The sequence below is a fragment of the Streptomyces sp. NPDC101151 genome (assembly GCF_044768335.1).
GTDB lineage: Bacteria > Actinomycetota > Actinomycetes > Streptomycetales > Streptomycetaceae > Streptomyces.
The window spans coordinates 1-23,634 of record NZ_JBIWPP010000039.1 but is presented as its reverse complement, the minus strand read 5'-3'; the positions used below and the strand labels follow the sequence as shown (position 1 = coordinate 23,634).

Genomic DNA, 23,634 nt, shown 5'->3' with positions numbered 1-23,634 from the left:
AGGCGCGGGGCACGACCGGAACGGGGGACCGGTCGGAGCCCCGCCCGTTTCTCACATACCCAGCCGGACCGGCACCTCCTGCCAGCCGTGGGCGATGAACGAGGGCACGTGCCGCAGCTCGTCCGTGCCGACGGCCAGGCGCAGTCCCGGGAAGCGGTCGAACAGCGCGGGCAGCGCCGTCAGCGCCTCCATGCGGGCCAGCGGAGCGCCGATGCAGCGGTGCACGCCCACCCCGAACGCCAGATGGTCGTCGGCGCCGCGCGCCGCGTCGAAACCCGCCGCGTCCGACCCGTACTGATCAGGGTCCAGGCCCGCCGCCGCGTACGTCGTGATGATCGCGTCCCCGGCCGGGATCGTCACCTCCCCGACCTTCAGGTCCGCCACCGCGAACCTGAGCGGCAGCGCGGCGATCGACGGATGCACCCGCAGCGTCTCCTCCACCACCGCCTCCCAGCCGACCTCTGCGGAGCGCACCGCGGCCAGCTGCGCCGGATGCGTCAGCAGGGCCACAACGGCGTTGCCGATGAGATTGACCGTGGTCTCGAACCCGGCGCCGACCACCAGCAACAGCGTGTGCAGCAGTTCCTCGTCGGAGAGCCGGCCGCCGTCCTCGTCCCGGACCCGGATCAGCTCCGTGGTGAGATCGTCGCCCGGATCCTTCCGCCGGTGCGCGAGCAGTGCCCCCAGTACCGTGCCGATCCGCTCCTGCACGGACGCGGCGTGCTCGGGGCTCGGGTCGGAGGTGTCCATGATGTCGGCGATGAGGCGAGCGGCGTCCGAGCGCAACTCCTCGGGTGCGCCCAGCAGTTCGCAGATCATCCGCATGGGAAGCGGGTGGGCGAGCCCGGCCCGCAGGTCGACCACGCGACCGTCGGCGCCCTCGTCCGCCAGCGCGTCCAGCAGGCCGGCGGTGATGGCCGCGACGCGCGGGCGCAGCGCCTCGGTGCGGCGGTGGGTGAAGCTCGGCGCCACCAGTTTGCGCAGTCTGGTGTGGTCGGGGCCGTAGGTGGAGAGCATGTTGACCACGCCCACCCAGTTCAGGATCCAGCTCCAGGTGGGTTGCTCACCGGTCTGCGGCCACAGCCGCCAGTGCCGGCGCGCGTCCTTGCTCACCAGAGGATCGAGGATCAGTTCTCTGAGGACGTCGTGCCCCGTCGGCGCCCAGGCGGGGATGCCACCGGGCAGCTCCACGGGGACGACCGGGCCGAGGGCCCGCAGCCGGGCGCTCTCCGCAGCGACGTCGGTACCGAACGGGTCGAGCGGGATGCGGTCGGAGACGGTCACCACGGCTCTCCTGCCTGGTCGGCTCTCGCGAGGCGGTCACCGTCCAGTACACACCGCCGTCGGCCGGCTGCGAACAGCGCGTCCTCGACTCGACCGGAACCCGTCCTGTACGCGACCTCACCTGGCCGCGGGCTGGGCCGGCAGGTTGAAGACGTGGTTCGGAGAGATGATCTTCGTGACCGCCTCGCCGAACAACGTGCTCGGTTCCTGGCCGTCGTGATCGATGTCGGTGTTGAGCAGCACCACCAGGGTCGCCCGCGCCGACGGGAGGTAGACGGTCAGGGACTCGTAGCCCGGCAGGGAGCCGTTGTGGCCGATCCAGCCCTGCACGTTGAAGATGCCGAGGCCGTATCCGGCGCCCGGGATCGGCGTCGCCGGTGTGATCAGCCGCTGCTTCTGCGTCGCCGGGCTGACCATCCGGGTGCCGTCGGGGAACTCGCCGGTCGCCACCGTGCGTGCCCACACCCGCAGGTCCTCCTGCTTCGAGATCATCGCGCCGGCCGCCCACCCCCAGGACGGGTTCCAGTCGGCCGTGTCCGCGACCTTGCCGTCGGCCGTCTGGTCCGTGTAGCCCTGCGCGTGGGGGGCGGGGAACTCCGCACCGCTCGGGAACAGGGTGTCCTGCATACCGGCGGGGTCGAGGATGTGCCGGTGGATGTAGTCACCGAGCTGCTGCCCGCTCTGCTGCTCTACGACCAGGCCGAGCAGGATGAGGTTGGTGTTGGAGTAGGAGAACTTCTGCCCCGGCGGGAAGAGCACCGGATGCCTGAAGGAGTAGTCGAGCAACTGCTGGGGCGTGAAGCTGCGTTGCGGATCCGACGTGAGCGCCTTGAAGAAGTCGTCGTCCTCGGAGTAGTTGAACAGCCCGCTCCGCATCCCGGCTAGCTCCCGCAGCGTGATCCTGTCCCCGTTCGGCACCCCGTCGACGTACTTGCCGATCGGATCGTCCAGGCCGACCTTGCCCTGGTCCACCAGCTGCAGCAGCGCCGTCACCGTGAAGGTCTTGGTCTCGCTGCCGATCCGCATGTACAGGTCCGACGCCATCCGCCGGTCATTGCGCTTGTCGGCGACACCGAACGAGCTGATGTAACTTCCGCGGTCGGGCGTCCAGATGCCGACCGTCACGCCGGGCACGTTCGCCGTGCGCATCACCTGTTGCACGGCGGAGTCGAGTTGGCGGGCCACCTCCGGGGAAAGGGCGCGGACGTCCGACGAAGTGGAGGGGGAAGGCGAGGGGCCGGGCGGGTCGGCGGCGAACGCGGCGGGTGCGGGGGCCGGTCCCGCCCCCGCGGGGGCGCCGGCGAGCGGCACCATCAGCGTCCCCACCATGGCGGCGACCGTTGCCCCCCTGCGCAGGCGTGCGGACGATTGCGGCATGGGTTGACTCCAAGCACGTGAGAGCCGGACGTGCGGTGGGCGGGACGTCGGCCCTGTCTCCTCAGGATAGGAGCGCTCATCCCGCGGCGCCTGTCGGTCCTGGACGCCCTGCCGCCTGCTGCGGGATGTTTGTCGGACGGGCGGAACGCCCCGTTCGAGGGGTGTGGTCACCCGACCCGGTGAGCGGGCGGGTCGGGGCGTGCCGACGGCGTGCCCCGGGCGTTGCCCCGGCATGAACGTCATCGACCGCGCGGACCCCACGGACCGCAGGGATCGGACGATCCGCAGGGTCCCGGTGGACCGGACCTGTGAGCCGATCTACGCCCAACTCGTCGCGGAGTGGGGGGCCCAGGGACGAACCGTGCCTGCCGAACCGGACGTCCTGTGGGTCGCTCTCGCCGGCTTGGTGCTGCGCAGACGGCCCGCATCCGAAGGCTCCTGATCAGCCGGGCCTACCGCTCGCACAGCGGCGCGAGGACCGACAGCGTGCCATTGGCCTGCCGCAGCGCCGCCTCCAGGGTGCCGGGCGCGTGCAGCGTTCCGCTGCCGTCCGGCGGGACCAGCCACTCCAGGTAGCGGGCGGGCCGGTACGGCGGCGGTACCGCAACCCAGGACCCCTTGGTCGCGTACCGCACGCCGGCGCCGACCCAGCCCCCCGACGGCTCGGGCGGCAGGAAGAACCCGACCCGTCCCGCCGCGGTGTCCACCAGGGTCGGCCCCGGTACGGGCAGCGCGGGTCGCCACAGCAGGTCGAGGGTGAGCAGGCCGAGCCGGTCGGGAACGCTGAGGACGTCCCAGAAGCGGCCCGCCTCCAGCAGCGCGATGCCCTCGCCGTGGTCCCACTCCCATTTGCACGTGCGGGGGTCGGCCGCCGCCGCGGCGAGCCACTCCACGCCCCGCATCCACATCGTGTTCGTCATGCGCTGCTCCGGATGATCCTCGCTTGTCCGCCATGGGCGCGGGAAACGGCCGTGACCGGGCACTCGGCGCGCCTGCACGCCAACCCGGCATATGCATGCTCGTAGATATTTCTACCTGGCGGAAGGGGTGGCGTGGCCTGGCGTTTCAGGTGATGCGTTCGAACCACGAGCGCTGGTTCGCCGGTCGGGAAAAGGGGAAGTGCGTCACTCCCGCGGGCCCCGCAGGTCCCCGTGTACCCGGTAGGCGCTTGTTTCGAGCGTGCCAGCAGCTGATTCGATCGCGTTCTCTTGTTGAGAGGGCATTTTCCGCCGTACGCTCACGCTGTCCGTCACCGCATCCAGCGAGGTACTCCATGGACCGCACGCGTCTGCGCGCCCTCCTGGCCCGCGAGAGCGCCGAGGCCGAGCGCCGCAACCCGCGCTCCAGGACCGCCTACGCGCAGGCCGACCACCTCTTCGGCCGAGTGCCGATGACCTGGATGAACAAGACCGCCGGTGCCTTTCCCCGGTATCTGGCCGGGGCGCGCGGCGCCCGCGTCACCGACGTGGACGGGCACGAGTACATCGACTTCTGCCTCGGTGACACCGGCGCCATGGCCGGTCACTCGCCCGCGGCGGTCGCCGAGGAGGTCGACCGCCGGTTTTCCGGCCTGGGCGGAGTCACCGCCATGCTGCCCACCGAGGACGCCGAGTGGGTCGGCGCCGAGCTGACCCGTCGGTTCGGCCTGGCCCGCTGGAGCTTCTCGCTGACCGCGACCGACGCCAACCGATGGGCTGTCCGCCTCGCCCGGGCCGTCACCGGGCGCCCGAAGATCCTGGTGAACAGCTACTGCTACCACGGCAGCGTCGACGAGTCGCTGATCGTCGTCGGCCCGGACGGCCACGGCATCGCCCGCCCCGGAAACGTCGGCGCCCCCTGCGACGTCACCCTGACCAGCCGGGCCGCCGAGTTCAACGACCTCGCCGCACTGGAGCGCGAGCTGGCCCACGGGGACGTCGCCGCCGTCCTCATGGAGCCCGCGCTCACCAACATCGGCATCGTCCTGCCCGAACCCGGCTACCTCGCCGGCGTACGGGACTTGACCAGGCGCTACGGCAGCCTGCTCATCAACGACGAGACCCACACCTTCTCGGCCGGCCCGGGCGGCTGCACGGCCGCCTGGGACCTCGAACCCGACCTCCTCACCATCGGCAAGGCGATCGGTGGAGGCATCCCGGCCGGCGCCTACGGCCTGTCCGCGGACCTCGCCGAGCGGCTGCTGGCCCGTGCCGACCTGGACCTGGTCGACATGGGTGGCGTTGGCGGCACCCTCGCCGGCAACGCCCTGTCGGTCGCCGCGACCCGGGCCACCCTGGAGCACGTCCTCACCGACGAGGCCTTCGCCCGGATGGCGAAGCTCTCCGAGCGCTTCGAGGCGGGCGTCCGGGCCGGTATCGACGCCCACCGCCTGCCCTGGTCCGTCAGTCGCCTCGGCGCCCGCACCGAGTACCGCTTCACCGCGCCGGCGCCCCGCACGGGCACCGAGTCCGCTGCGGCCGCCGACCCGGAGCTGGAGGACTTCCTGCACCTCTACCTCGCCAACCGGGGCATCCTGCTCACGCCGTTCCACAACATGGCGCTGATGTGTCCCGACACCACCGGGCAGGACGTCGACACGCACACCGAGGTCTTCGCCGCGGCCCTGGCCGAACTGGCCGGATGAACCGGGACGTTCCCCCAGGACGACACGGTAGGGAGAGACATGGACGAGATCGACCGGGCCATCCTGCGGGAGCTGCAGACCGACGGCCGTATCGCCTATGCCGACCTCGGCCCCAAGGTAGGCCTGTCCGCCTCGGCGGCCCGCCAGCGGCTGCAACGCCTGCTGGACTCCGGGGCCGTGCAGGTCGTGGGCGTCACCGACCCGATGGCCATGGGCGGGCAGGCCATGGCGCTGCTCGGCATCGGCGTCGCCGGCGACCCGCGCACCGTCGCCGACGCCCTCGCGGAACGCCCCGAGGTGGTCTACTCGGTGCTCACCTCCGGCGGGTTCGATCTCTTCGCGGAAGTCGTCACGCCCGGCCCCAAGGACCTGCTGGACTTCGTCAACGACGTGGTCCGGCCCCTCGAGGGCGTCCGCGCGATCAGCTCCTTCCCGTACTTCGGGATCCACACCCACCGCTTCCTCTGGGACGTGGGCTGACCCCTGTGCCCGCGGGGGGTACCGACTGCCGGGGTGATCAGGGTGAGTGTGTTCGGGTGACCGGTGGCTGGGGTGTCAGGACCAGCAGGGTGGCGTCGTCGCGGACGTCGTACTTCCGAACACCCAGGTCCGCCCACACGGCGTCGGCCAGCTCGCCGGAACCGGTGTCCGCGAAGGCGGTCAGCCGCTCGGGAAGCGGATAGAAGGCGCCGGAGGCGTCCCGGGCCTCCCAGACACCGTCGGACGCCAGCAGCAGGCGGTCGCCCGGCCCGAGCGGCACGGTGACCTCCTTGGGTGGTTCGACGTCGACCAGTCCGAGGCCCAGCGGAGCAGCGGACGCGACGGTCACCTCCCGGGCCCGCCCGCCCTGCAGCAGCACGGGTGCCGGATGCCCGTAGACGACCACCCGCACCGCTCGTGCGTCGGGCGTGAACTCCAGCAGGACCGCCGTCGCGAACAGTTCCGCATGCCGCACGCCCGCCGAGTCCACCACCAGCCTGCGGTCCATCCGGGACGCGACGGACTCCAGGTCGGCCTGTTCCAGCACCGCCTCGCGGAACGCACCCAGCAGCGACACCACCGTCGCCATCGCCGACAGTCCGTGCCCCTGCACGTCCCCCATCACCACCCGTACGCCGTACGGCCCCGCCCGCACGTCGAAGAAGTCCCCGCCCACCAGCGTCCCGTCCTGGGCGGCCCGGTAGAAGCCCGCGCACCCCACCCGCCCGACGCGCTCCGGCAGCGGCGGCATCACGGCCCGCTGCACGGCTTCACCGATCGCCTGCTCCATGACCAGCTGAGCGTCCCGGCGGCTGCGGACGAAGGACACGAACACACTCAGCAGGGCGACGAACACGACGGTGAGCAGATCCGTCTGGCCGGGGCGGTCCAGGTGCGTGGCCGGAACGTTCAGCACAACGATGACCAGCGCGCCGAGGAGGGCGGTGGCCAGGGGCCCGTACGACAGGACGGCGAGCGGCGGGATCGCGCCCAGCAGGAAGCCGAGGTCGCGTGCATGGGGGGTGACGAGCGTGGCCAGGGTCACGGTCACCAGCAGCAGCACCGGCAGTACCCGCACCCAGCGCGGCGGTGGCGCGCCCCGCAACCAGCCGCGCTCCCTCCGGTTCCGCCGCGACGACCAGCCGCGCACCGATCTCACATCCTCACGCTACGCCGTCGCCGGGAGGGGGGCCTCCTCCCCGATCCCGGTGCCCGGACGGCAAAGGCGCGGACGTTCCCCGGAGCGCGGCCCGGCGGCCCCGTGACCCGCGCCGCGAAAAAGCGGTCGCCTCCGCCCTGCCGACCCCCTAGCGTGTGCAGCACGCCCAAGCAGACGGAGGGAGGCGCGCCATGCAGACGACAGTCATCCAGCGCTCCCCCCTTTCCCTTTCTTGGGCGTACCACGTCTGACCGGACCGGGAGCGCGCACCGCTGAACGCAGCACGCATCCCGGAGGAATCCATGACCGCTGTGGTCATCCGCACGCTCGACGAGAGCAGTGCTCACCTTTTCGACGCCCTGCCCGACCCGCTGGCACTGCGCGAGAAGCACCGGCAGACCCGGTACCGCCCCGACTGGAAGCGCGTCGCCCTGCGGGACGGCCGGGTCGCGGCCCGCGCCGCCTGGTGGGGCAGGCCCGAGGACCCCGAGCCGCTCCTCATCAACTGGTTCGACGTGGCCGAGGGCGAGGAGGACGCGGGAGCCGAGCTCCTGCGGACGGCACCCTGGCACACCCAGGAACTCGAACTCGACCTGCCCGCCGGCTGGCGGGACGCCCCCGGCCTGCCGGCCGCCGTCGCCACCCGCACCGCCGCGGCCCGCAAAGCCGGATACGAACCGCTGGTGGAACGCTTCCTGTACCGCTGGACCCCGGAGCACGGGCTGCCCGAGCGTCCCGGACGCCTGGTCTTCTCCGCCGAACCGGACGACAGCGTCGTCTTCGACGCTCTGCGCCGCATCCACTCCGTCACCCTGGACGCCCACGCCCGCCGGGCCATCGAGCAGGGCGGAGTGGAGCAGGCCGCCCAGGAGGAACTCGACATCTTCCACTGGTTCCCGTCACCGCGCGAGTGGTGGCAGCTCGCTCGTACGCCCGAGGGCGACCCGGTCGGCATCCACATCCCGGCCCGCAACTCGTCCGGACCGTGCATCGGCTTCATCGGAGTCCTGCCGGAACACCGTGGCCGCGGCTACGCCTACGACCTGCTCGCCGAGTGCACCCACTTCCTCGCGGAACGAGGCGCCGAGTTCATCGCCGGGGCCACCGACCAGGGCAACTTCCCCATGGCCGCGCACTTCACGAGGGTCGGATACCCGGTCGTACGGGAACGCCTCAACTTCTGGGCCGACCGCGTTGTCAGTGCCGGGTGACATGCTGACGGGGTGGTGAGCGGCGGCGGAACGGGGGAGGGGTCATGGCGTTCGGCGGTGGGGTGTGGCGGGTGTGTGCCGGGGCGGAGCCGGTCGGTGAGATCCTGATCGACGACGCCGACTTCCCCTGGCTTTCGGGCGGGTTCACCGCCGGCCCCGGCTTCACCGCCGTGCAGGACCTCTTCGCCCGTGAACTCGCGCTGATGGACCGGGACGACGAGAAGGGCTGGGAGGAGTGGGAGTCCTTGTACGACGAGATACGGCGCCGCGTCTCCCTCTCCTCGCCGGACGGCCCGGTCCCCGAGTTCCTGCTGCACATCGAGGGGGACCGAGCGTGGTTCCGGTGGAGCGACGAGCCGTTCGAGCAGGAGTAGGCGACCGGGGGCCGAGGGGAGCCGGGGCCGTGCCGTCGGACAGGCCCTAGTCGGCCGGCTCCCCGGCCAACCGGGCTTCCGCCGTCGCGAGGATCTCGGTGACACGCAGGCCGAACGCGGCGTCGCAGGCGTGCGGTCGGCCCGTGCGGGCGGCGGTGCGCAGGGCGTCCGCGGCGCGGGCGAGGGCGGGGACCGCACCCTCGCAGCTCCTCGGCAGGAGCGAGACGCCGGACTCGCCGCGCAGTTCGAGATCGGCGCCGGCCGCCGCCGGCGGTGCCGACAGGCTCAGCGTCAGCGTGCTCGACGCGCCCGTGGCATGGTCGAGGACCAGGTGCACAGTGTCGGAGGGACCGTACGCCGCCGCCAGGACCTGCCGTACGTCTCCGAGGACCGGCAGCAGGACGGACAGCGCGTGCGGCCCCACGTCCCACAGCGCGCCCTTCTCCTGCCGCCACGGCGAGGCGGCGAACGGACTGTCGCTCGTGAACACCGCCCCCAGCCACTGAGCCCGGGCCGTGAACCAGCCCGGCGCTGCGGCCTGTTCGTCGATCCAGGCCTCCGGTTCCTTCTGGAACCGTGTGGTGAAGAACACGACCGACGCCACCCCGGCCCGCTCCACCGCCTCGGTGACGGCCCGCGCCTCGGCGACCCCCAGCGCCAGGGGCTTGTCCAGCAGCAGATGGCGGCCCGCCCGCGCGGCCCGCACCGCCAGCTCGGCCTGCACGGACGGGGGAAGGGCCACCGCCACCGCCTCCACGTCGGCCAGCAACGCGTCCACGTCCTCGTACGCCCGGACGCCGTGCTGCTCCGCCAGCGCGGTGGCCGCCTCGGGGCGGCGGCCCCACACCCCGGCGAAGTCCAGACCGGGGTGCCCGGCGAGGGCGGGGGCGTACGCCGCCTGGGCCCACGGGCCCGTTCCCAGCAGTCCGATGCGCATGTCGCGTTCCTTTCTCCGGGCCGGTCCGCGTGGCATCACGATGCCGCGCCCCGGTCGCAGTTGACGTACGGCACTGCCTCTTCACCGTCCCCGGCCAGCCATTGCGCGATGGTCTCGGCGATCGGCTGGCCGGTGTCCATCTCGACGAAGCCGAACTGGCCCGACTGGTTGCACTCCAGGAACCACCAGATCCCGTCCATGTCCTCCGCGAAGTCGAAGGCGCCGTACGCGAGCTCGGCATCCTTCATATATCGGTGGACGGCCTCGGCGACACGCAGGGGTACGTCCGCCGGGAGCCAGGGGGAGACCGACGGGGCGAAACGGACGTCCACGTCGTCGGGGTGGGCGCCCGGGTCGGCCGGCTTGCGCGCGGCCAGCAGCCGGTCGCCGACGACCGTGAGCCGGATGTCGGCCCGCTTGGGGACACGCCGTTGCAGCAGGGTCGGACCGTAGGCGACCGCCCCGAAGTCGGTGTCCGGGGCGACCCGGCTGGTGGGCACCGCCCGCGGCGGCTCCTGCGGATGCGCGCCGGAGACGGGCTTGACCACCAGGTCCGGGAACCGCTCCGCGAACTCCCGGGCCGCCTGCGGAAAGGTCGTGATCAGCGTGGCAGGCACCGCGAGTCCGCTGTTCTGGGCGAGGCGCAGCTGCCAGGGCTTGTGGCGGGCCCGGCGAGCCGCGTCCGGATGATTCATCCAGCGCGCGTCCGTACTGCGCAGCATGCCGTACAGCGCCTGGGCGGACTCCTCCGTCAGCCAGGCGGACGGCTGGGCGGCGCGTGCCGCCGCGTCCCCCGGCCTGCGCACCCAGACGGAGCGCAGGCCGTTCATGCTCACCAGGCGCCCGCCGACGGACAGGTGTCCGCGGCAGGCGCCCTGCACGAACTCGCCCGACAGAGCCACCCCGTTGGTGAGGTCGGCGGGATCGAGCCGGACCACGGGCACAGCGGCCTCGCGCAGCCGGAGGACCACCATGTCCGCCGTCACGTCTTCTTCACTGGTCAGGATGAGCACGGTCATCTTGCGTGGGCCCGTGCTCAGTCGTCGAAGTGGGTCTTGGACCCGGCCGTGGAGGTCGTCGTCCCCAGCGCTCTCAACGTGGCGTGGTCGGTGGCGGCGATCCGTCCGTCCGGGAGGACGTTCAACTGCAGTCCGGAGTCGTACGCGTACGGAGTGGTGACGTCCAACTGCACAGCGGGGCGTGCGTAGTTGAGCGTGAACGGTTGCATGGTCTCTCCCTGATTCGGCTTTCACGTCCTTATACGAATCGAACGGGTGGTTGGTTTCCTTACGCTCCGTAACCATGGTCCGGAGCGGGGCCGTTCGGCGTCGCGTAGTAGGACGCCGGCCGGGCCGAGGAGGCTGCGCGTCCGCGCCGGCGAATCATGCCCTCAGGGCGTCGCGGGCGACGGAGAGAGCCTGTTCCGCGTAGCCGCGCCCGAACAGCACCGCGTGCACCAGGAGCGGGAAAAGCTGGTGCATGCCGACGCGTTCCCGCCACCCGTCGGCCAGCGGTGCCGCCTCCTGGTATCCCGCCAGCACCTGGTCGAGATCCGGGCAGCCGAACAGCCGGAGCATCGCCAGGTCGGTCTCCCGGTGCCCGCCGTGCGCGGCCGGGTCGATGAGACGTACCTCACCGTCGGCACCCCAGAGCACATTGCCGTTCCACAGGTCGCCGTGCAGCCGGGCGGGCGGCTCGGCCGGCCCGTCGAGGTCCGGGAGCCGCTCGCAGGCGCGCTCGATCACCGCGGCCTCCCCGGGCCGCACCGTGCCGGTGTCGACCGCGCTGCGCAGGTACGGCAGCACGCGGTGCTCGGTGTACCAGTCCGGCCAGTCGGCCCCTGGTGCGTTCCGCATGGGCGCGAGGCCGATGTACGCCTCCTCGGGACCCTCGGGCGGCGGCGCGCCGAACGTCGGCGCCCCGGCGGCGTGCAGGGCCGCGAGGGCGTGGCCGAAACGCAGCGCCGCCTCGCGGTCGGGATGCCCGGTCGGCACGCGCTCGGTGACCATCCACCGCTCGTCGTGGCCGAGCACCGCCGGCACCCGCACCGCCTCCGCCTCGCCGAGCCAGCGCAGTCCGGCCACCTCGGCGCGCACCGCCCCGGGAGCGTCGCCACGCTTGACCATCACCGCCGTCCCGCCCTCGAGCGTCACCTCGGTGGGTGACCCGGACCCCGCCCGCGCACCCGTGACCCGGCGCCCGGTGAGCCGGAACGCCGCCTGCCCTGGATCCTCGTCTCGATTGACCACGCCTCAGCGTACGACTCGCAAATGAGGTTCCCATGAGGGCACTTCGACGGTTGATACGACTGTTTTAGGCCAAACCCAGGTAGTTACTACCCGTGTTGACCTTGTACGGCTAGCGTGAGGGCGCCGCGTCGCCACACCAGGGGCACAGGGCCCTCCAGGGACTAGCGCGCGGCGGAGGAATACCCCCGTGACCACAGCATCCGTGCTGATGGCCGACGTCTTCGAAGTTCAGCCCTACACCTCCCATTGCAAGGTCATATTCGGCGAGGGCGCACACGCTGTGATCGGTGTGTCCCCGGGCAACAGCTACTTCTCCGCCCAACGCCTGCACGACCTCGCCCGCTGGGGGCTGGACCACTTCGACAGGGTCGACTTCGTCTACACCGACCTGTACGTGGCCGAGATGTACGAGGCATCCGGCTACCCGCCGGACGAGGCCCGCCGCAAGGCGGTGAAGAACCTGCGGGGCGTGCGGGCGAAGGTCCGCGACGCGGTGACCGTGGCCGACCCGGACGGCACCCGGCTCGACTGGCACCCGATGTCCGCCTTCCGCACCAACCCCGCCTACCAGGAGATCCACCGGCAGCTGAAGGACAGGCTGCACTCGGACGGCGACTTCCGCGCCGTCTGCAACGCCCTGGTCAGCCGCTTCCTGTCCACCCGCGGCGAGACGGCGAGCGAGCGGCAGCGCGATGTGTGCCTGGAGTACGTGTGCGCCGAGGCTCCGCTGTTCCTGGACACCCCCGCCATCCTCAAAGTGCCCTCCTCCCTCAACTGCTACCACCAACTGCTGCCGATGGCCGAGCTGTTGTACTCCCGTGGCGCCGGACTGCGCGCCTCCCGGAACCAGGGCCACGCCATCGTGACGCCCGCCTCCCAGGAAGGAGCCGCGGCATGACCGCCGCCCCCGACATCCACGCGGAACAGCCGCTGCTGGACTTCCCGTTCTCCTGGGACGGCACCCGGGTTCCCGCCGAGGTCGAGGACCTGCGCGCCACCACCCCCGTACGGCGCGTGCGGACCATCGCCGGCGACGAGGCGTGGCTGGTGTCCTCCTACGAGCTGTGCCAGCAGGTCCTGAAGGACGACCGCTTCTCCCTCAAGGACACCTCCGCGCCCGGCGTCCCACGGCAGTACGCCCTCACGATCCCGCCCGAGGTCGTGAACAACATGGGCAACATCACCGGGGCGGGGCTGCGCCGGGCGGTGATGAAGGCGCTCAACCCCAAGGCGCCCGGCCTGCTGGACCGGCTGCGCGAGGACGCGCACCGCTTGGTGGACCTGATGGTGGCCGAGGGGCCGACGGTGGATCTGCGCGGGGCGTTCTGCGAGCCGTACTCGGCGGGCATGCACTGCCACATCCTCGGTATTCCGCAGACCGAGGCCCCCGCATTCCTGCGCAGCCTCGACATCGCGTTCATGAACTCGCAGTGCCCGATCACCGGTGCCAAGATCAACTGGGATCGGGACATCGCCCGGATGGCCGCCCTGCTCGACGATCCGGCCACGCACGGATTGATGGGCGAACTGGCCGCCCTGCGCGGCGACCCCGAATACGCCCACCTGAGCGACGAGATGCTCGCCACCGTCGGCGTCACCATGTTCGGCGCCGGTGTCATCTCCACGTCGGGCTTCCTGGCCATGGCCCTGGTCTACCTGCTCACCCACCCCACGGCCCGCGATCTCCTGCGGGACACCCCCGACCTGATCGACCCGGGCGTGGAGGAGCTGCTACGGGTGAACCTCTCCATCGGCGACGCCCTGCCGCGCCTCGCCCTGGAGGACCTCCGGCTCGGCGACGTGGAGGTCCGCAGGGGCGAACTCGTCCTGGTCCTGGTGGAGGGCGCGAACCTCGACCCGGAGAAGTTCCCGGACCCGCACCGCTTCGACGTCCACCGCGACAACACCGCAGACCACCTCTCCTTCGGTGGCGGCGCCCACTACTGCCCCGCCACCGCCCTGGGCCGCACACACGCCCGGATCGCCCTCGAAGTCCTGCTCGACCGTCTGCCGGACCTCGCGCTCGCCGTGCCGTCGAGTCAGCTGGTGTGGCGCACCGGGTTCATGAAGCGGATCCCCGAACGGCTGCCGGTGACCTGGTAGCCCGCGGGCCCTCCGTACGTCCTGTACGGCGTCCCCGGCCCGGCACCCCGGGCGGGGACGCCGACGTATGCTGCCGTCAACGCCCCGCGAACCGCTGCCTGGTCAGCCCCACCGGGTTGCCGGGCGGCAGCAGCCCCGCATCCTCGACGGTGCGGGCCAGCGGCTCCAGCAGCCCGGCGAGGCGGGCGGTGCGCTCCGCACCGAGCGCGGTCCACGGGCGCTCGGCCGCCTCGTCGGTCCGTGTCTCGATGAACGCACGTGCGGCCACGCCCGCGCGGGTCAGCGATCCGTCCTCCCTGACGAAGCCGCGCTCGCGCAGGGCGGCCTCGGCAGCCGCCCAGTCCTCCGGCTCCCATTTACGGGTCTCGCGCAGGAACGGCCCGTCCGACTCCCCGGCGGCCGCCTTGAGCACCATGGCCTCGACCGGCCCGACCCCCAGACCCACCAGGACCGCGACATGCCCGTCGCCACGGTGCTCGCGCAGGGTCGTCAGGGCCTGCCACAGCCGCACCGTCGGCCGCTCGGGCCGCTCCAGCGCCTGGTTCGCGGCGGCCAGCACCCGCCCCGGCATGTCCGCCGCGGCCGCCGCCTCCCACGCGAGATCGGCCGCCTCCGCAAGCTCCGCCGACCCCACCACATCCGGCCCGAACAGACGGGTCATCGCCGCGTCCATGGCCTCCCAGCGCGCCGCCAGTACGTCCCGCGGAGCCGCGTGCCCCCAGGCGTCGGGCAGTGCACGGGCCACCCGTGCCGGGTGGAAGACGTAGAAACTACTCGCCACCACGGGCGGGGACACCGCGCCCAGCGGCGCCGCCCGGAGCGCGAAGTACCCCATCCAGAACCCGCGCATCCCCAGCGCGTCCGCCGTCCGCCGTGCCTCGGGTGCGAAGTACACGAGATCGTGCACCGGTTCGTACCGCTCCCACATCGCCCGCGCCGTCCCGCCCGCCACTGCTTCCTCCCACCGCGTCGGCCTGCCGTGTTCTCGGCACCAGCCTGAGCTATGACTGCTGTCATAACAAGCGGTCGCGGCCGAGTTCCTCCCGTAGCCGACTTCCTCCGGGGGCGGACTTCCTTCCAGGGCGGACTCTCACCCAGGAACGGGACCCGGTCGGCATCAGTCCCCCGGCGCTCGACGGGGCGGGATCGGGACGTGCCCGATGCCATTGCCGAGCAGTTCGGTGAACCACACCCCGCGATCGGGGCCGGAGGCGATCCGGAACGGCACCTTGTCGGCGCCGTCCTTCACCGCGAGGGCCGTGATGCTGCCCTGTGGTCCGACCCGCCCGATCCGGCCGGACTGGTCGGCATACCACACCTGCCCGTCCGGCCCGAGGGCGATGCCGCTGGGGCTGCTGTCCGGGCCGGGCAGCGGGAACCGGGTGACGTGTCCGGTGTGGTCGATCCGGTCCACCGAGTTCGAGCCGGACGCGGTGAACCACATGCCGCCGGGCCCGGCGACGATGTCGTCGGGGGAGTCGGAACCACCGGGCAGCGCGAATTCGGTGATCCGGCCGGTGCGGTCGATCCGCCCGATCTTCCCGCCGGCCAGTTCGGTGAACCAGAGGGCGTCGTCCGCGCCCGCCGCGATGGAGAAGGGGGAGGCGCTCGGCGTGGGGACCCGGTACTCGGTGATGTGGCCGGAGGTGGTGATCCGGCCGATCCGGTTGCCGTTCTCCTCGGAGAACCACAGGGCGCCGTCCGGCCCGGACGCGATCCCGGCCGGGAAGCTGTCCGCCGTCGGCACCGGGAACTCCGTGAGATGCCCCGAAGTGGTGATCCGGCCGATCTTGTTCGCGTTCCCCTCGGTGAACCACAGCGCGCGATCGGGTCCGGAGGTGATGGCGAAGGGGAAGCTGTCCGGGCCGGCCGTGGGGAAATCGGTGACCTTGCCGTCCACGGTGACGCGCCCGATCCGGCCGGCCCCGGACGCCGCGAACCACAGCGCCCCGTCCGGTCCGGTGGTGATCCCGGCGGGCAGGGTGTCGGCCGTCGTGGTGATCGGATACTCCGTCACCTCGCCGGCGTCGGCCCGGGCCGGGACGGCCACGGCGGCGACCCCGATCAGGGTACCCAGGGACGCGGCGAGCAGGCGGCGCGTCGTGCGTCTGAACCTGGCGGCGCCGGACATGGGGCGGCTCCTTCTCGACGGGTCGGGGGACCGGGGCGCCGCCGTCGTGTGATGGATCGTCGCATTCAGGCTATGGATGCCCCCGCGGCCGTAGCGCCGGATCGGCCCGGACGGGGGACGGCTGCCGCACCGCGGTGCCAGGCGGATCAGAGCGCGGCCCGCACCTGCCGCGCCGTCACCCCCGAGACTGCGGACCGGACCGAACCTGCGGACCGAACCTGCGGACCGGACCTGCGGACCCAACCTGCGGGCCGGACCTGCGGACCGGACTGGGCCGAGCCGTCCGTCGCGCCCCGGCCGAACCCGAGCGGAGCGAGGCAGCGGGAGACCGACCACGGCGAACAGGGCTCCGGCGACGAACCGGCCGGGTCGCCTCCATATGCATCGGCCGGGCGTGGGAGCGGGGACTGCCCGGCGGACGGCCGACCTGGGGGCCCGCGGGGCGGGCGGCGCTGGGCCGGCTGTCGGCCGACCGGCGTGCCACCGGGTGACACGGACGGGTCCGGACGGGGGTGTTCCGGCGTGTCGCTGGGACAGACGGGTGGAGCTCTGACCCGGCTGGACGGCCCGGATGGTGCGCGGCAACCGTCTGGCTGACGGTGGTTCATGTCGAGGCCGGGTCCATTCAGCTGATGTCGTATCCGCTGCCCGGCCACGGCGGAAGGACCTCGATATGCGTTCTGCCCGCATGCTCCTCGCCACGGCAGCCGCCACGGCCGCCCTCTCCTTTGCCACGCCCGGCGCCGCGTTCGCCGTACCGGCCGGGGACGACGGCGGCCGCGACGACTCCTCGTACAGCAGGGACAACGACAGCGAATCCGACCGCGGCAGCGATTCCGGCGGCGACCACGACAAGGGCTCCGGCCGCGACAAGGGTTCGGACAGCGGCCACGACGATGACTACAGCACGGACCGCGACAAGGGCGGCAGCCACGACGGGCCGCGCGGTGGAATGCACACCGGCGGCGGTGCCCTCGCCGCGGTGCGGGGCGACGACTGGAGCCCTGACGACGATGACAGCAGGTTCGACCCCGAGACCTACAAGGACAAGGGCGGGAAGGACGACGGAGGCGGCAAGGACGACGGAGGCGGCAAGGAAGGCGGAGGCGGTAAGGAAGGCGGGGGCGGCAAGGACGACTGGGGTGGCGGCGACGACCACGACAAGCCGCGCGGCGGCATGCACACGGGAGGCGGCGCCCTCGCTTCTCCCGGTGTCACCGCGGGCGGGCTCGCCGTACTCGCCGTAGGCGCCACCGGAATGTACGCGCTGCGCCGCAAGAAGGCCGCCTAGCCGGCGTCCTGACCCGGTCTCCCCCATGTCAGGGAATGCGGCCGCCGCCGGCGCACACCGTGCCGGCGGCCCGCCCCTGGTCCCCCGAACCTTTGCTGCCGTGCCCGAGTGAGGTGGTGTCCGATGGCAGCAGATCCCTCCTCCTCGCCCCCTGCCGACCCGGCGAAGGACGAGCAGAACCCCGGCCGCGGCGGGCGGCTCACCCTGTGGGGCGTGGCGATCGTCGTCATTGCCGTCAGCCTGTTCGGCGGCCACCACGGTTCGGACGACACGCCGGATGCGGCCAGCGCCTCGGGCGCGACCGGCACCGCGTCGACCGGCACGCACCGGGCAGGCGAGCCGCTGCCCCGTTCCACGCCACTCCGGCTCCTCATCCCGAAGATCTCCGTGGATGCCCCCTTCGCCGCCCTCTCCATCGGTTCCTCCGGTCAGCTCGAGCCCCCGCCGGCGGACAACGTCAATCTGGTCGGCTGGTACGCCAAGGGCGTCACGCCCGGGGAATCGGGCACCTCGATCATCGCCGGGCACGTCGACACGGTGACCTCACCGGCCGTCTTCGCCGAACTCGACCAGCTGGAGCGCGGCGACCGGTTCTCCGTCGACCGTGCCGACGGGCGGAAGGCGGAATTCGTCGTGGACGACAAGGAGACCTACGCGAAGGACGACTTCCCCAGCGACCACGTGTACGCCGATACGACGCGCCCCGAGGTGCGGCTCATCACCTGCGCGGGGGACTACGACCACTCGGTGCGGGACTACACCGACAACCTGGTGGTCTTCGCCCACCTGGTGTGAGGGATGTGCTGACCGGTACGGGTCAGCAGGCGCCGCCGGCGAAGGGACCGCCCCGGCCTAAGGCCAGCGCGGCGAAGCGTTCGCCGATCCGGCGGTGCGTGGCGGCGTCCGGGTGGAGGTTGTCGGGCAGCGGCAGCTCGGCGACATCGGCCTCCCCGTAGAGGTCACGGCCGTCGAGGTGGTGCAGATGCGGATCCTCGGCGGCCCGCTGTCGTACGATCCGGGTCAGCTCCTCCCGGATCACACCCAGGGTGAGTTTTCCGTACGCCCGTTCCGCCGGGTCGCCGGTGGCCCGGAACCGCAACTGCCCGGAGCCCAGGGCGCTGAGATCCGCGGCGCTGGGGCCCGGCGTGTCCTCGTGGATGGGGCACAGGATCGGCGAGACCACAAGCAGCGGGATGTCGGGGTGACCCTCGCGGACGGTGTCGAGAAAGCCGTGGACGGCCGGGCCGAAGGCGCGCAGCCGCATCAGGTCGGTGTTGACCAGGTTGATGCCCAGCTTCACGCTGATCAGATCGGCGGGTGTGTCGCGCAGCGTGCGCGCGGTGAACGGATCGAGGAGGGCACTGCCGCCCAGGCCGAGGTTGGTCAGTTCCACCCCGCCGAGCGAGGCGGCGAGCACCGGCCAGGTGGTGGTGGGGCTCGCGGCGTCGGAGCCGTGGCTGATCGAACTGCCGTGGTGCAGCCACACCTTGCGGCCCGCGTCCGGCACCGGTTCGACGGGCGCGTCGGTGCGCAGCGCGACCAGTTCGGTGGTCTCGTTGTGCGGCAGCCAGATCTCGACGTCCTTCACCGCGCCGGGCAGGCCGGAAAAGCGGACGGTGCCGACCGGGCCGGGCCGCCGCTCCGCGGTGCCCACGGCCACGTCGATCGTCAGCGTGTTGCCGCCGGTCACGGAGGCACTGCCGGCCGGACGCCCGTCGACGAGCAGGTCGTACACGCCGTCCGGGCGCGACGGGGCGCCGACGTAGACCCGCTTGGTCGGCAGTGTGTCGAGTTCGAGAGCGGTGGCACGGGTGCGGAAGGCCAGCCGTACACCGGAGGGCTGGGACTCCGCCATGTGCAGCTGAGGGTCGGTGCACTGGGCCCGGGCCCGGGCCGGCAGCCGGTGCGGCAGCAGCCCGTGCTCGGTGCGTTCCAGGTCGAGGGCGCCGCGTACGAGGTCGGCGGTGAGGGGGGTGGTGATCCAGTCGTACGTGGTGGAGGACATCGGTGCGAGCCTGTCGAGAGGGGATGACGAGGGGGAGAGGAGATGAGGAAGGGGGAGGGAAGGGTCAGGGCGCCGGCCAGTTGCGCAGCAGCGCATCGAGGGCGTCCAGGATCCGGGTCCACGACTCCTGCGAGTCGGGTTCGCTGTGGCTGAACCCGCCGGCCGCTTCGAGGCTGACGTAGCCGTGGAAGACACTGCCGAGCAGCCGGACCGCATGCGTCTGGTCGGGTTCGGTCAGGTCGTAGCCGCGCAGGATCGCCCGGGTCATCTGAGCGTGCCGGCCGCCGGCGCTCGCGGCGGCCGTCTCCGGGTCCAGTCGGAACCGGGCCGCTTCGTAGCGTCCGGGGTGTTCCCGGGCGTAGTCGCGGTACACGTTCGCGAAGCTCTGGAGGGCGTCCTTGCCGGCCCGGCCGGCCAGCGCTTCGGCGGCGCGGTCGGCGAGTTCCTCCAGCGCGAGCAGGGCGATCCTGGTCTTGAGGTCCTGGGAGTTCCTCAGGTGCGAGTAAAGGCTGGCGACCTTGACGTCGAACCGCCGGGCCAGCGCGGACACGGTCACCTGGTCGAAGCCGACCTCGTCGGCCAGCTCCGCCGCCGCACGGACCAGACGCTCCGTGGTCAGACCTACACGCACCATAAGCTTCCTCCTGATTGCCAGAATCGATTATGCAGATGCCTAAAGCTTTTAGGCAAATGGAATAGCTACGTAGCCGACGCTGCGGTCAACGATGTAGTCGGATCCCGCCGGGAACGGGCGTCAGCCTCCCGTCGAGTCGCGGATCACCAGGAGGAAGCGACTGACGAACTCCTCCCTGTCAACAGGCGGCCGCGCCCGCCCGATCCGCGCGGCCGACAGTGCGACCACCTCCGCGGCCATCTGCTCGTGGTCCGGATCCACGGTGGACAGCGAGGGAACGAGGAACGCGCTCTCGCCGGCGTTGTCGGAGCCGGTCACCTCGACCTGTCCCGGCACCCGCACCCCGGCATCGGCCGGGCCGCGCGGCGCGCCCGTCGCCACGGTGTCCGTCACACAGAACGCGCCGTCGAGGTGCAGCCCGCCCGTCACCATCGCCCGGGCCCGCCGGGCGGCGGCGTCCATGGTCGGCGTCGGCACGCTCTGCGCCAGGGGCGGATCCACGGGCGGGCCCGCGGCCTCCAGCACCTGCCGGTGGCCGGCGTGGCGCAGGCGCGACACGCGACCTCGTCGAGAACACCCACTTTTTTGTGGGTACTTGGCAGCCCTCTCCCGCCGGGAGAGGCTGTTGTCCGAGGTCAGGAGCTGCCGGGCAAGCGGAACGGAGGCGATGGTGGCAGCGTGTCAGGAGGCCGGCCGGGCCTCGGCGAGCCTCTCGAGGCGGCGGTGGCCCCAGTCGGACAGGGGAGCCAGGGCCTCGGACAGGTCGCGGCCGAAACCGGTCAGTGAGTACACGGTCTTCGGGGGCAGAACGTCGTGCACCTCCCGGTGCACCAGCCCGTCCGACTCCATCTCGCGCAGCGCCTGAGTCAGCACCTTCTCGCTCAACCCCGGCAGCAGGCGCCGCAGTTCGCCGGGACGGTGCGAGCCGGACTCCAGCAGCCACAGCAGCGAAGTCTTCCATTTGCCGTCGATCACGGCGATCGCGGCGGTCACTCCGCACACGTTCGGATCCTGGGCACGGCTGCGCGTCATCCTCGTCCTCTTCGTTTCTCCGCCGGCCGTTGGGCCACTTTTCTTCACTTATACGGGAGTTGAATCATGTCTACACCCTCCGGGCAGTCCACGGTCACCGTGCTCGGTCTCGGCCCGATGGGCCGCTCGCTGGTCGGCGCCTTTCTGCGGGCCGGGCTGCGGACCACGGTCTGGAACCGTACGCCGGGCAAGGACCGCGAGCTGATCGGCGAGGGCGCGGCCGCCGCCAGGTCCGCCGAGGAAGCCGTCGTATCCAGCGACCTGATCGTCGTCTGTGTGGTGAACAACGACGCGGCCGACGCCGTCCTGCGACGGGACGCGGTCACCCGAGCCCTCAAGGGCCGCACCGTCGTCAACCTCACCGCCGACACCCCGGACCGCGCCCGGGACACGGCCGACTGGGCCGCCGCCCACGGCATTCGCTATCTGGACGGCGCCATCATGACGCCCGCGCCCAGTATCGGCACGCCCGACGCCGTGTTCCTGCACAGCGGCCCGCGGGAACTCTTCGAGGAGCACCTGCCGCTGCTGCAGGCCCTGGGCGGCACGCACACCCACCTCGGCGACGAGATCGGGCGCGCCGCCACCTACGACATCGCGCTGCTCGACATCTTCTGGACCGCGATGGCGGGGTACGCGCACGCCGTGGCGATCGCCCGGGCAGAAGGTGTCACCGCCCGGGAACTGGCACCCTTCGCCCAGGGCATCGGTGCGATCCTGCCGCCGCTCTTCGCGGAGTTCGCCGAGGATGCCGACAGCGGCACCTACTCCGGCTCGATCAACCCCATCACCTCGGCCGTCTCGACCATGGCCCATGTCGTCGCCGTCTCCGAGGCCCACGGCATCGACGCGGGCGTGATGCGTGCCACGGAGGGCATGGCCCGCCGGGTCATCGGCCTCGGCCACGGCACGGACGGGTTCATCCGAGTGGCGGAGGTGCTGGCGCGCCACTGATGGTGCGCTCGCGCCTCGGTGACACGCCGGGCCCGTCCCGCAGTGTCGCGGGTACGAACGTGCCCCCCTTGTCGTTCAGGGGGGCACGGTGGACTTCTACCTCTTGAGGAGGTGGAGCAGCAGGCCGATCACCCCCACTCCGACAAGGATCGCCGCGCCCAACACGGGGTTGGCATAAGCGACGTAAGTTGTGATTCCTCCCACTGTGAGGAGAACAATGGCGGTGAGGCTGATGAGTGGACCGTTGTTCATGGGCCTACGGGCTCGCCCAGCGCTTGGCCGGCAGGTGGGCGAGCCCGGTTCCTCCTTTTGTGGTTCGAACCGTCACCGAATGACGAGAGCCCCGCATGCGCGGGGCTCGCTCTGCTCATCGACGCCTTTGGGACACGGCTTTAGTTCATGATCACGATCTGGTGATACACATAACGGGCAAAGTGGATGTCACGCTGGGTGCAACCGCTCAGCCTTCGCCAGGGAAGGCCGCCGAGTGCTGTCCACCCACCTGGGTCTGAGCCGGACGGAACGGCGAATCCACCTCGCCCGGGTCCGGGAATCGCGAGCCGTACGCACCTCCTGTCTGGACTTTCCTGAGGCGGGACAGCGGCGGACTGCCGCCCCGGCGAAGCGGCTGGGAGTGCCGGCCTGGCGCCGTCCCGGGGACCCGCTCGGACAACGTGCGGACTGTTGTTCGCGTGTTGTCCGTGGGGGTGGTTTTACGGGTCGGGGTGTTTTCGGCCGGATCGGTTCGCCCGTTGTGGCTTCCCTGCCAGGTTCCGCAGCCGGCCTGCGCCGGCGTCGCGCCTTTCGTGGTGGCTGTCGCCCTTGCCCCCGAGTGGGGTGATCCTCGCGGCGGTGGGACGGCCAAGGCTGAGCCGGCCGTGTGATCTTCGTGAGTCCCCGGGTGCGGCGCACGCCGGGTCGCTCCGGCCCGCGCGATGGATGTGCCGCCGGTTGTCGAGCGGAGTGTGAAGCGGTGCGCGGCCCCGTAGTCCTGTCAGGCGCGGCGACTTGTGGTGTCTGGGGTCCGCGCGCCAGGAGCAGGCGGCCGCCGTCTTCCGGCAGGACGACGAGAAAGCTCCAAGAGCTGTGCTCGACGCGGGCGAGCCCGATCGTCGTAGCGGCGCCGAATGCCTGGGATGCGGGTCGCGCGCCCTCGGCCAAGGCGTCGAGCCGTGCGTAGGGTCGCCGTCGGACCGTCGGACCGTCGAGCCACAAGGCCACCCTCGCGCCCTTCGCAAGCCCGATGGGGAGGGCGTCGCGGGCCTCTCCCGGGGCGGCGGTCCGGACCAGCTTGTACGGTCGTTCCAGGGACTTGGTTGCGTCGGTGCGGCGTGGGCCTGCCGACTGCACTGTGGACTCGCCAGAGGTTCCCCAGGTGCGAACAGGTGCCTGTAGCAGGTGACTTGGCCCTCTGGAATGCCGCACACCGTTCCGCTGCCCGCCATGGCGTGCTCGGGCCGCCGTCGGCGCCAGCTCAGCCTTGGTGCGCGCTCCGCTCCGCGGTCTGCGCGCCGTCGCCCCGGAGTGCGCCAACGATGTCAACGACGAGCCATGCGTCGTCATCGAGAGCTGACCTGGCCGGCAACATCACGATCCGCCGGCGGGGGAGGGGTATCCGCCCGTCGGCCGGCCTGCGTATGTGCGGTCGTCCTTGTCGCATGGGAAGTGCTCGTACGGCTGGCCCGCGGGCGGGGGCTAGTAGGACTCCGTTAGGTCTGTCTTGATCTTGGTGTGGGTCTGCTGGGCAGGGGTTGGTGGCAGGTGGTGCAGGTGCCGGTCCAGCAGTTCAG

At 71.7% G+C, this 23,634-nt stretch carries 24 protein-coding genes; 10 read left to right on the top strand and 14 right to left on the bottom strand.

Features of this window, described 5'->3' with window-relative positions; translation table 11 throughout:
- Positions 1-51: 51 nt before the first annotated feature.
- A complete protein-coding gene (locus tag ACIRU3_RS39645; RefSeq protein WP_404067470.1) occupies positions 52-1,284 on the bottom strand; it encodes a cytochrome P450 in 1,233 nt (410 codons plus the stop codon).
- A gap of 117 nt (positions 1,285-1,401) precedes the next feature.
- Complete coding sequence (locus tag ACIRU3_RS39640) at positions 1,402-2,661, bottom strand: serine hydrolase domain-containing protein (protein WP_404067467.1); 1,260 nt, start codon at positions 2,659-2,661, stop codon at positions 1,402-1,404.
- Positions 2,662-2,893: 232 nt separating this feature from the next.
- Here ACIRU3_RS39640 and ACIRU3_RS39635 point away from each other — a divergent pair, with 232 nt between their 5' ends.
- Positions 2,894-3,103 (top strand): hypothetical protein, encoded by a 210-nt coding sequence (locus tag ACIRU3_RS39635; RefSeq protein ID WP_404067465.1) that lies wholly within the window; start codon positions 2,894-2,896, stop codon positions 3,101-3,103.
- Between the two features lie 10 nt (positions 3,104-3,113).
- Here ACIRU3_RS39635 and ACIRU3_RS39630 read toward each other — a convergent pair whose 3' ends face one another.
- A complete protein-coding gene (locus ACIRU3_RS39630; RefSeq protein WP_404067462.1) occupies positions 3,114-3,581 on the bottom strand; it encodes a hypothetical protein in 468 nt (155 codons plus the stop codon).
- Between the two features lie 353 nt (positions 3,582-3,934).
- Between ACIRU3_RS39630 and ACIRU3_RS39625 the strand changes: the two genes are divergently transcribed.
- Together ACIRU3_RS39625 and ACIRU3_RS39620 are read left to right on the top strand one after the other, a co-directional pair.
- Positions 3,935-5,284 carry a transaminase gene (locus ACIRU3_RS39625; RefSeq protein WP_404067460.1) on the top strand — a complete coding sequence of 450 codons (1,350 nt, stop codon included), beginning with the start codon at positions 3,935-3,937 and terminating at the stop codon, positions 5,282-5,284.
- A gap of 39 nt (positions 5,285-5,323) precedes the next feature.
- Positions 5,324-5,764, top strand: coding sequence for an Lrp/AsnC family transcriptional regulator (locus tag ACIRU3_RS39620; RefSeq protein WP_404067458.1), 441 nt, complete (start codon positions 5,324-5,326; stop codon positions 5,762-5,764).
- Positions 5,765-5,801: 37 nt separating this feature from the next.
- On the opposite strand, the gene ACIRU3_RS39615 is transcribed toward ACIRU3_RS39620, so the two are convergent.
- Positions 5,802-6,923 carry a PP2C family protein-serine/threonine phosphatase gene (locus tag ACIRU3_RS39615; protein WP_404067457.1) on the bottom strand — a complete coding sequence of 374 codons (1,122 nt, stop codon included), beginning with the start codon at positions 6,921-6,923 and terminating at the stop codon, positions 5,802-5,804.
- 302 nt (positions 6,924-7,225) lie between these two features.
- Here ACIRU3_RS39615 and ACIRU3_RS39610 point away from each other — a divergent pair, with 302 nt between their 5' ends.
- On the top strand, positions 7,226-8,134 hold the full coding sequence (locus ACIRU3_RS39610) for a GNAT family N-acetyltransferase (RefSeq protein ID WP_404067455.1): 909 nt from the start codon (positions 7,226-7,228) through the stop codon (positions 8,132-8,134).
- Between the two features lie 44 nt (positions 8,135-8,178).
- Positions 8,179-8,508, top strand: a complete 330-nt coding sequence (locus ACIRU3_RS39605) for a hypothetical protein (protein WP_404067452.1) — start codon at positions 8,179-8,181, stop codon at positions 8,506-8,508.
- 46 nt (positions 8,509-8,554) lie between these two features.
- On the opposite strand, the gene ACIRU3_RS39600 is transcribed toward ACIRU3_RS39605, so the two are convergent.
- The 4 genes from ACIRU3_RS39600 to ACIRU3_RS39585 all read right to left on the bottom strand — a co-directional run bounded on the left by ACIRU3_RS39600 (position 8,555) and on the right by ACIRU3_RS39585 (position 11,694).
- The gene (locus ACIRU3_RS39600; RefSeq protein ID WP_404067450.1) at positions 8,555-9,445 is read right to left on the bottom strand and encodes a Gfo/Idh/MocA family protein; all 891 of its coding nucleotides are present in this window, start codon (positions 9,443-9,445) and stop codon (positions 8,555-8,557) included.
- A 35-nt stretch (positions 9,446-9,480) separates the two neighbouring features.
- Positions 9,481-10,464, bottom strand: a complete 984-nt coding sequence (gene tgmB / locus ACIRU3_RS39595) for an ATP-grasp ribosomal peptide maturase (RefSeq protein ID WP_404067446.1) — start codon at positions 10,462-10,464, stop codon at positions 9,481-9,483.
- Between the two features lie 17 nt (positions 10,465-10,481).
- Positions 10,482-10,673, bottom strand: coding sequence for a putative ATP-grasp-modified RiPP (gene tgmA, locus ACIRU3_RS39590; protein WP_020938095.1), 192 nt, complete (start codon positions 10,671-10,673; stop codon positions 10,482-10,484).
- Positions 10,674-10,827: 154 nt separating this feature from the next.
- The gene (locus ACIRU3_RS39585) at positions 10,828-11,694 is read right to left on the bottom strand and encodes a fructosamine kinase family protein (RefSeq protein ID WP_404067443.1); all 867 of its coding nucleotides are present in this window, start codon (positions 11,692-11,694) and stop codon (positions 10,828-10,830) included.
- A gap of 187 nt (positions 11,695-11,881) precedes the next feature.
- Between ACIRU3_RS39585 and ACIRU3_RS39580 the strand changes: the two genes are divergently transcribed.
- Together ACIRU3_RS39580 and ACIRU3_RS39575 are read left to right on the top strand one after the other, a co-directional pair.
- Positions 11,882-12,592 carry a tRNA-dependent cyclodipeptide synthase gene (locus ACIRU3_RS39580; protein ID WP_404067440.1) on the top strand — a complete coding sequence of 237 codons (711 nt, stop codon included), beginning with the start codon at positions 11,882-11,884 and terminating at the stop codon, positions 12,590-12,592.
- Entirely contained in the window at positions 12,589-13,797 is a 1,209-nt protein-coding gene (locus ACIRU3_RS39575) for a cytochrome P450 (RefSeq protein WP_404067437.1), read from the top strand. Before ACIRU3_RS39580 ends, ACIRU3_RS39575 begins: the two co-directional genes overlap by 4 nt.
- Before the next feature lie 76 nt (positions 13,798-13,873).
- Here ACIRU3_RS39575 and ACIRU3_RS39570 read toward each other — a convergent pair whose 3' ends face one another.
- Entirely contained in the window at positions 13,874-14,749 is an 876-nt protein-coding gene (locus tag ACIRU3_RS39570) for a hypothetical protein (RefSeq protein WP_404067434.1), read from the bottom strand.
- Between the two features lie 165 nt (positions 14,750-14,914).
- Positions 14,915-15,928: a hypothetical protein gene (locus tag ACIRU3_RS39565; RefSeq protein WP_404067431.1), complete on the bottom strand. Its 1,014-nt coding sequence runs from the start codon at positions 15,926-15,928 to the stop codon at positions 14,915-14,917.
- 673 nt (positions 15,929-16,601) lie between these two features.
- On the opposite strand from ACIRU3_RS39565, the gene ACIRU3_RS39560 reads away from it, so the two are divergent.
- Both ACIRU3_RS39560 and ACIRU3_RS39555 read left to right on the top strand, forming a co-directional pair.
- Entirely contained in the window at positions 16,602-17,219 is a 618-nt protein-coding gene (locus ACIRU3_RS39560) for a hypothetical protein (protein WP_404067428.1), read from the top strand.
- A gap of 123 nt (positions 17,220-17,342) precedes the next feature.
- Positions 17,343-18,014, top strand: a complete 672-nt coding sequence (locus ACIRU3_RS39555; protein ID WP_404067425.1) for a class F sortase — start codon at positions 17,343-17,345, stop codon at positions 18,012-18,014.
- Between the two features lie 22 nt (positions 18,015-18,036).
- Here the strand turns inward: ACIRU3_RS39555 and ACIRU3_RS39550 are convergent, their stop codons facing one another.
- The 4 genes from ACIRU3_RS39550 to ACIRU3_RS39535 form a co-directional block, all read right to left on the bottom strand.
- Positions 18,037-19,224 (bottom strand): GDSL-type esterase/lipase family protein, encoded by a 1,188-nt coding sequence (locus tag ACIRU3_RS39550; protein ID WP_404067423.1) that lies wholly within the window; start codon positions 19,222-19,224, stop codon positions 18,037-18,039.
- Between the two features lie 64 nt (positions 19,225-19,288).
- A complete protein-coding gene (locus ACIRU3_RS39545) occupies positions 19,289-19,858 on the bottom strand; it encodes a TetR/AcrR family transcriptional regulator (protein ID WP_404067421.1) in 570 nt (189 codons plus the stop codon).
- A 120-nt stretch (positions 19,859-19,978) separates the two neighbouring features.
- Positions 19,979-20,416 carry a substrate-binding domain-containing protein gene (locus tag ACIRU3_RS39540; RefSeq protein WP_404067418.1) on the bottom strand — a complete coding sequence of 146 codons (438 nt, stop codon included), beginning with the start codon at positions 20,414-20,416 and terminating at the stop codon, positions 19,979-19,981.
- A gap of 123 nt (positions 20,417-20,539) precedes the next feature.
- Positions 20,540-20,890, bottom strand: a complete 351-nt coding sequence (locus ACIRU3_RS39535; RefSeq protein ID WP_404067415.1) for a winged helix-turn-helix transcriptional regulator — start codon at positions 20,888-20,890, stop codon at positions 20,540-20,542.
- A gap of 66 nt (positions 20,891-20,956) precedes the next feature.
- On the opposite strand from ACIRU3_RS39535, the gene ACIRU3_RS39530 reads away from it, so the two are divergent.
- Positions 20,957-21,844 carry an NAD(P)-dependent oxidoreductase gene (locus ACIRU3_RS39530; RefSeq protein ID WP_404067412.1) on the top strand — a complete coding sequence of 296 codons (888 nt, stop codon included), beginning with the start codon at positions 20,957-20,959 and terminating at the stop codon, positions 21,842-21,844.
- The last annotated feature ends 1,790 nt before the right edge of the window (positions 21,845-23,634 follow it).

What these genes read in the sequence shown, in the direction of transcription:
- ACIRU3_RS39640 (WP_404067467.1), bottom strand. Translation starts at nt 2,661, where the DNA reads ATGCCGCAATCGTCCGCACGCCTGCGCAGGGGGGCAACGGTCGCCGCC.
- ACIRU3_RS39600 (WP_404067450.1), bottom strand. Translation starts at nt 9,445, where the DNA reads ATGCGCATCGGACTGCTGGGAACGGGCCCGTGGGCCCAGGCGGCGTAC.
- tgmA (WP_020938095.1), bottom strand. Translation starts at nt 10,673, where the DNA reads ATGCAACCGTTCACGCTCAACTACGCACGCCCCGCTGTGCAGTTGGAC.
- ACIRU3_RS39555 (WP_404067425.1), top strand. Translation starts at nt 17,343, where the DNA reads ATGGCAGCAGATCCCTCCTCCTCGCCCCCTGCCGACCCGGCGAAGGAC.
- tgmB (WP_404067446.1), bottom strand. Translation starts at nt 10,464, where the DNA reads ATGACCGTGCTCATCCTGACCAGTGAAGAAGACGTGACGGCGGACATG.
- ACIRU3_RS39620 (WP_404067458.1), top strand. Translation starts at nt 5,324, where the DNA reads ATGGACGAGATCGACCGGGCCATCCTGCGGGAGCTGCAGACCGACGGC.
- ACIRU3_RS39610 (WP_404067455.1), top strand. Translation starts at nt 7,226, where the DNA reads ATGACCGCTGTGGTCATCCGCACGCTCGACGAGAGCAGTGCTCACCTT.
- ACIRU3_RS39565 (WP_404067431.1), bottom strand. Translation starts at nt 15,928, where the DNA reads ATGTCCGGCGCCGCCAGGTTCAGACGCACGACGCGCCGCCTGCTCGCC.
- ACIRU3_RS39625 (WP_404067460.1), top strand. Translation starts at nt 3,935, where the DNA reads ATGGACCGCACGCGTCTGCGCGCCCTCCTGGCCCGCGAGAGCGCCGAG.
- ACIRU3_RS39630 (WP_404067462.1), bottom strand. Translation starts at nt 3,581, where the DNA reads ATGACGAACACGATGTGGATGCGGGGCGTGGAGTGGCTCGCCGCGGCG.
- ACIRU3_RS39560 (WP_404067428.1), top strand. Translation starts at nt 16,602, where the DNA reads ATGCGTTCTGCCCGCATGCTCCTCGCCACGGCAGCCGCCACGGCCGCC.
- ACIRU3_RS39605 (WP_404067452.1), top strand. Translation starts at nt 8,179, where the DNA reads ATGGCGTTCGGCGGTGGGGTGTGGCGGGTGTGTGCCGGGGCGGAGCCG.
- ACIRU3_RS39545 (WP_404067421.1), bottom strand. Translation starts at nt 19,858, where the DNA reads ATGGTGCGTGTAGGTCTGACCACGGAGCGTCTGGTCCGTGCGGCGGCG.
- ACIRU3_RS39530 (WP_404067412.1), top strand. Translation starts at nt 20,957, where the DNA reads ATGTCTACACCCTCCGGGCAGTCCACGGTCACCGTGCTCGGTCTCGGC.
- ACIRU3_RS39550 (WP_404067423.1), bottom strand. Translation starts at nt 19,224, where the DNA reads ATGTCCTCCACCACGTACGACTGGATCACCACCCCCCTCACCGCCGAC.
- ACIRU3_RS39535 (WP_404067415.1), bottom strand. Translation starts at nt 20,890, where the DNA reads ATGACGCGCAGCCGTGCCCAGGATCCGAACGTGTGCGGAGTGACCGCC.
- ACIRU3_RS39575 (WP_404067437.1), top strand. Translation starts at nt 12,589, where the DNA reads ATGACCGCCGCCCCCGACATCCACGCGGAACAGCCGCTGCTGGACTTC.
- ACIRU3_RS39635 (WP_404067465.1), top strand. Translation starts at nt 2,894, where the DNA reads ATGAACGTCATCGACCGCGCGGACCCCACGGACCGCAGGGATCGGACG.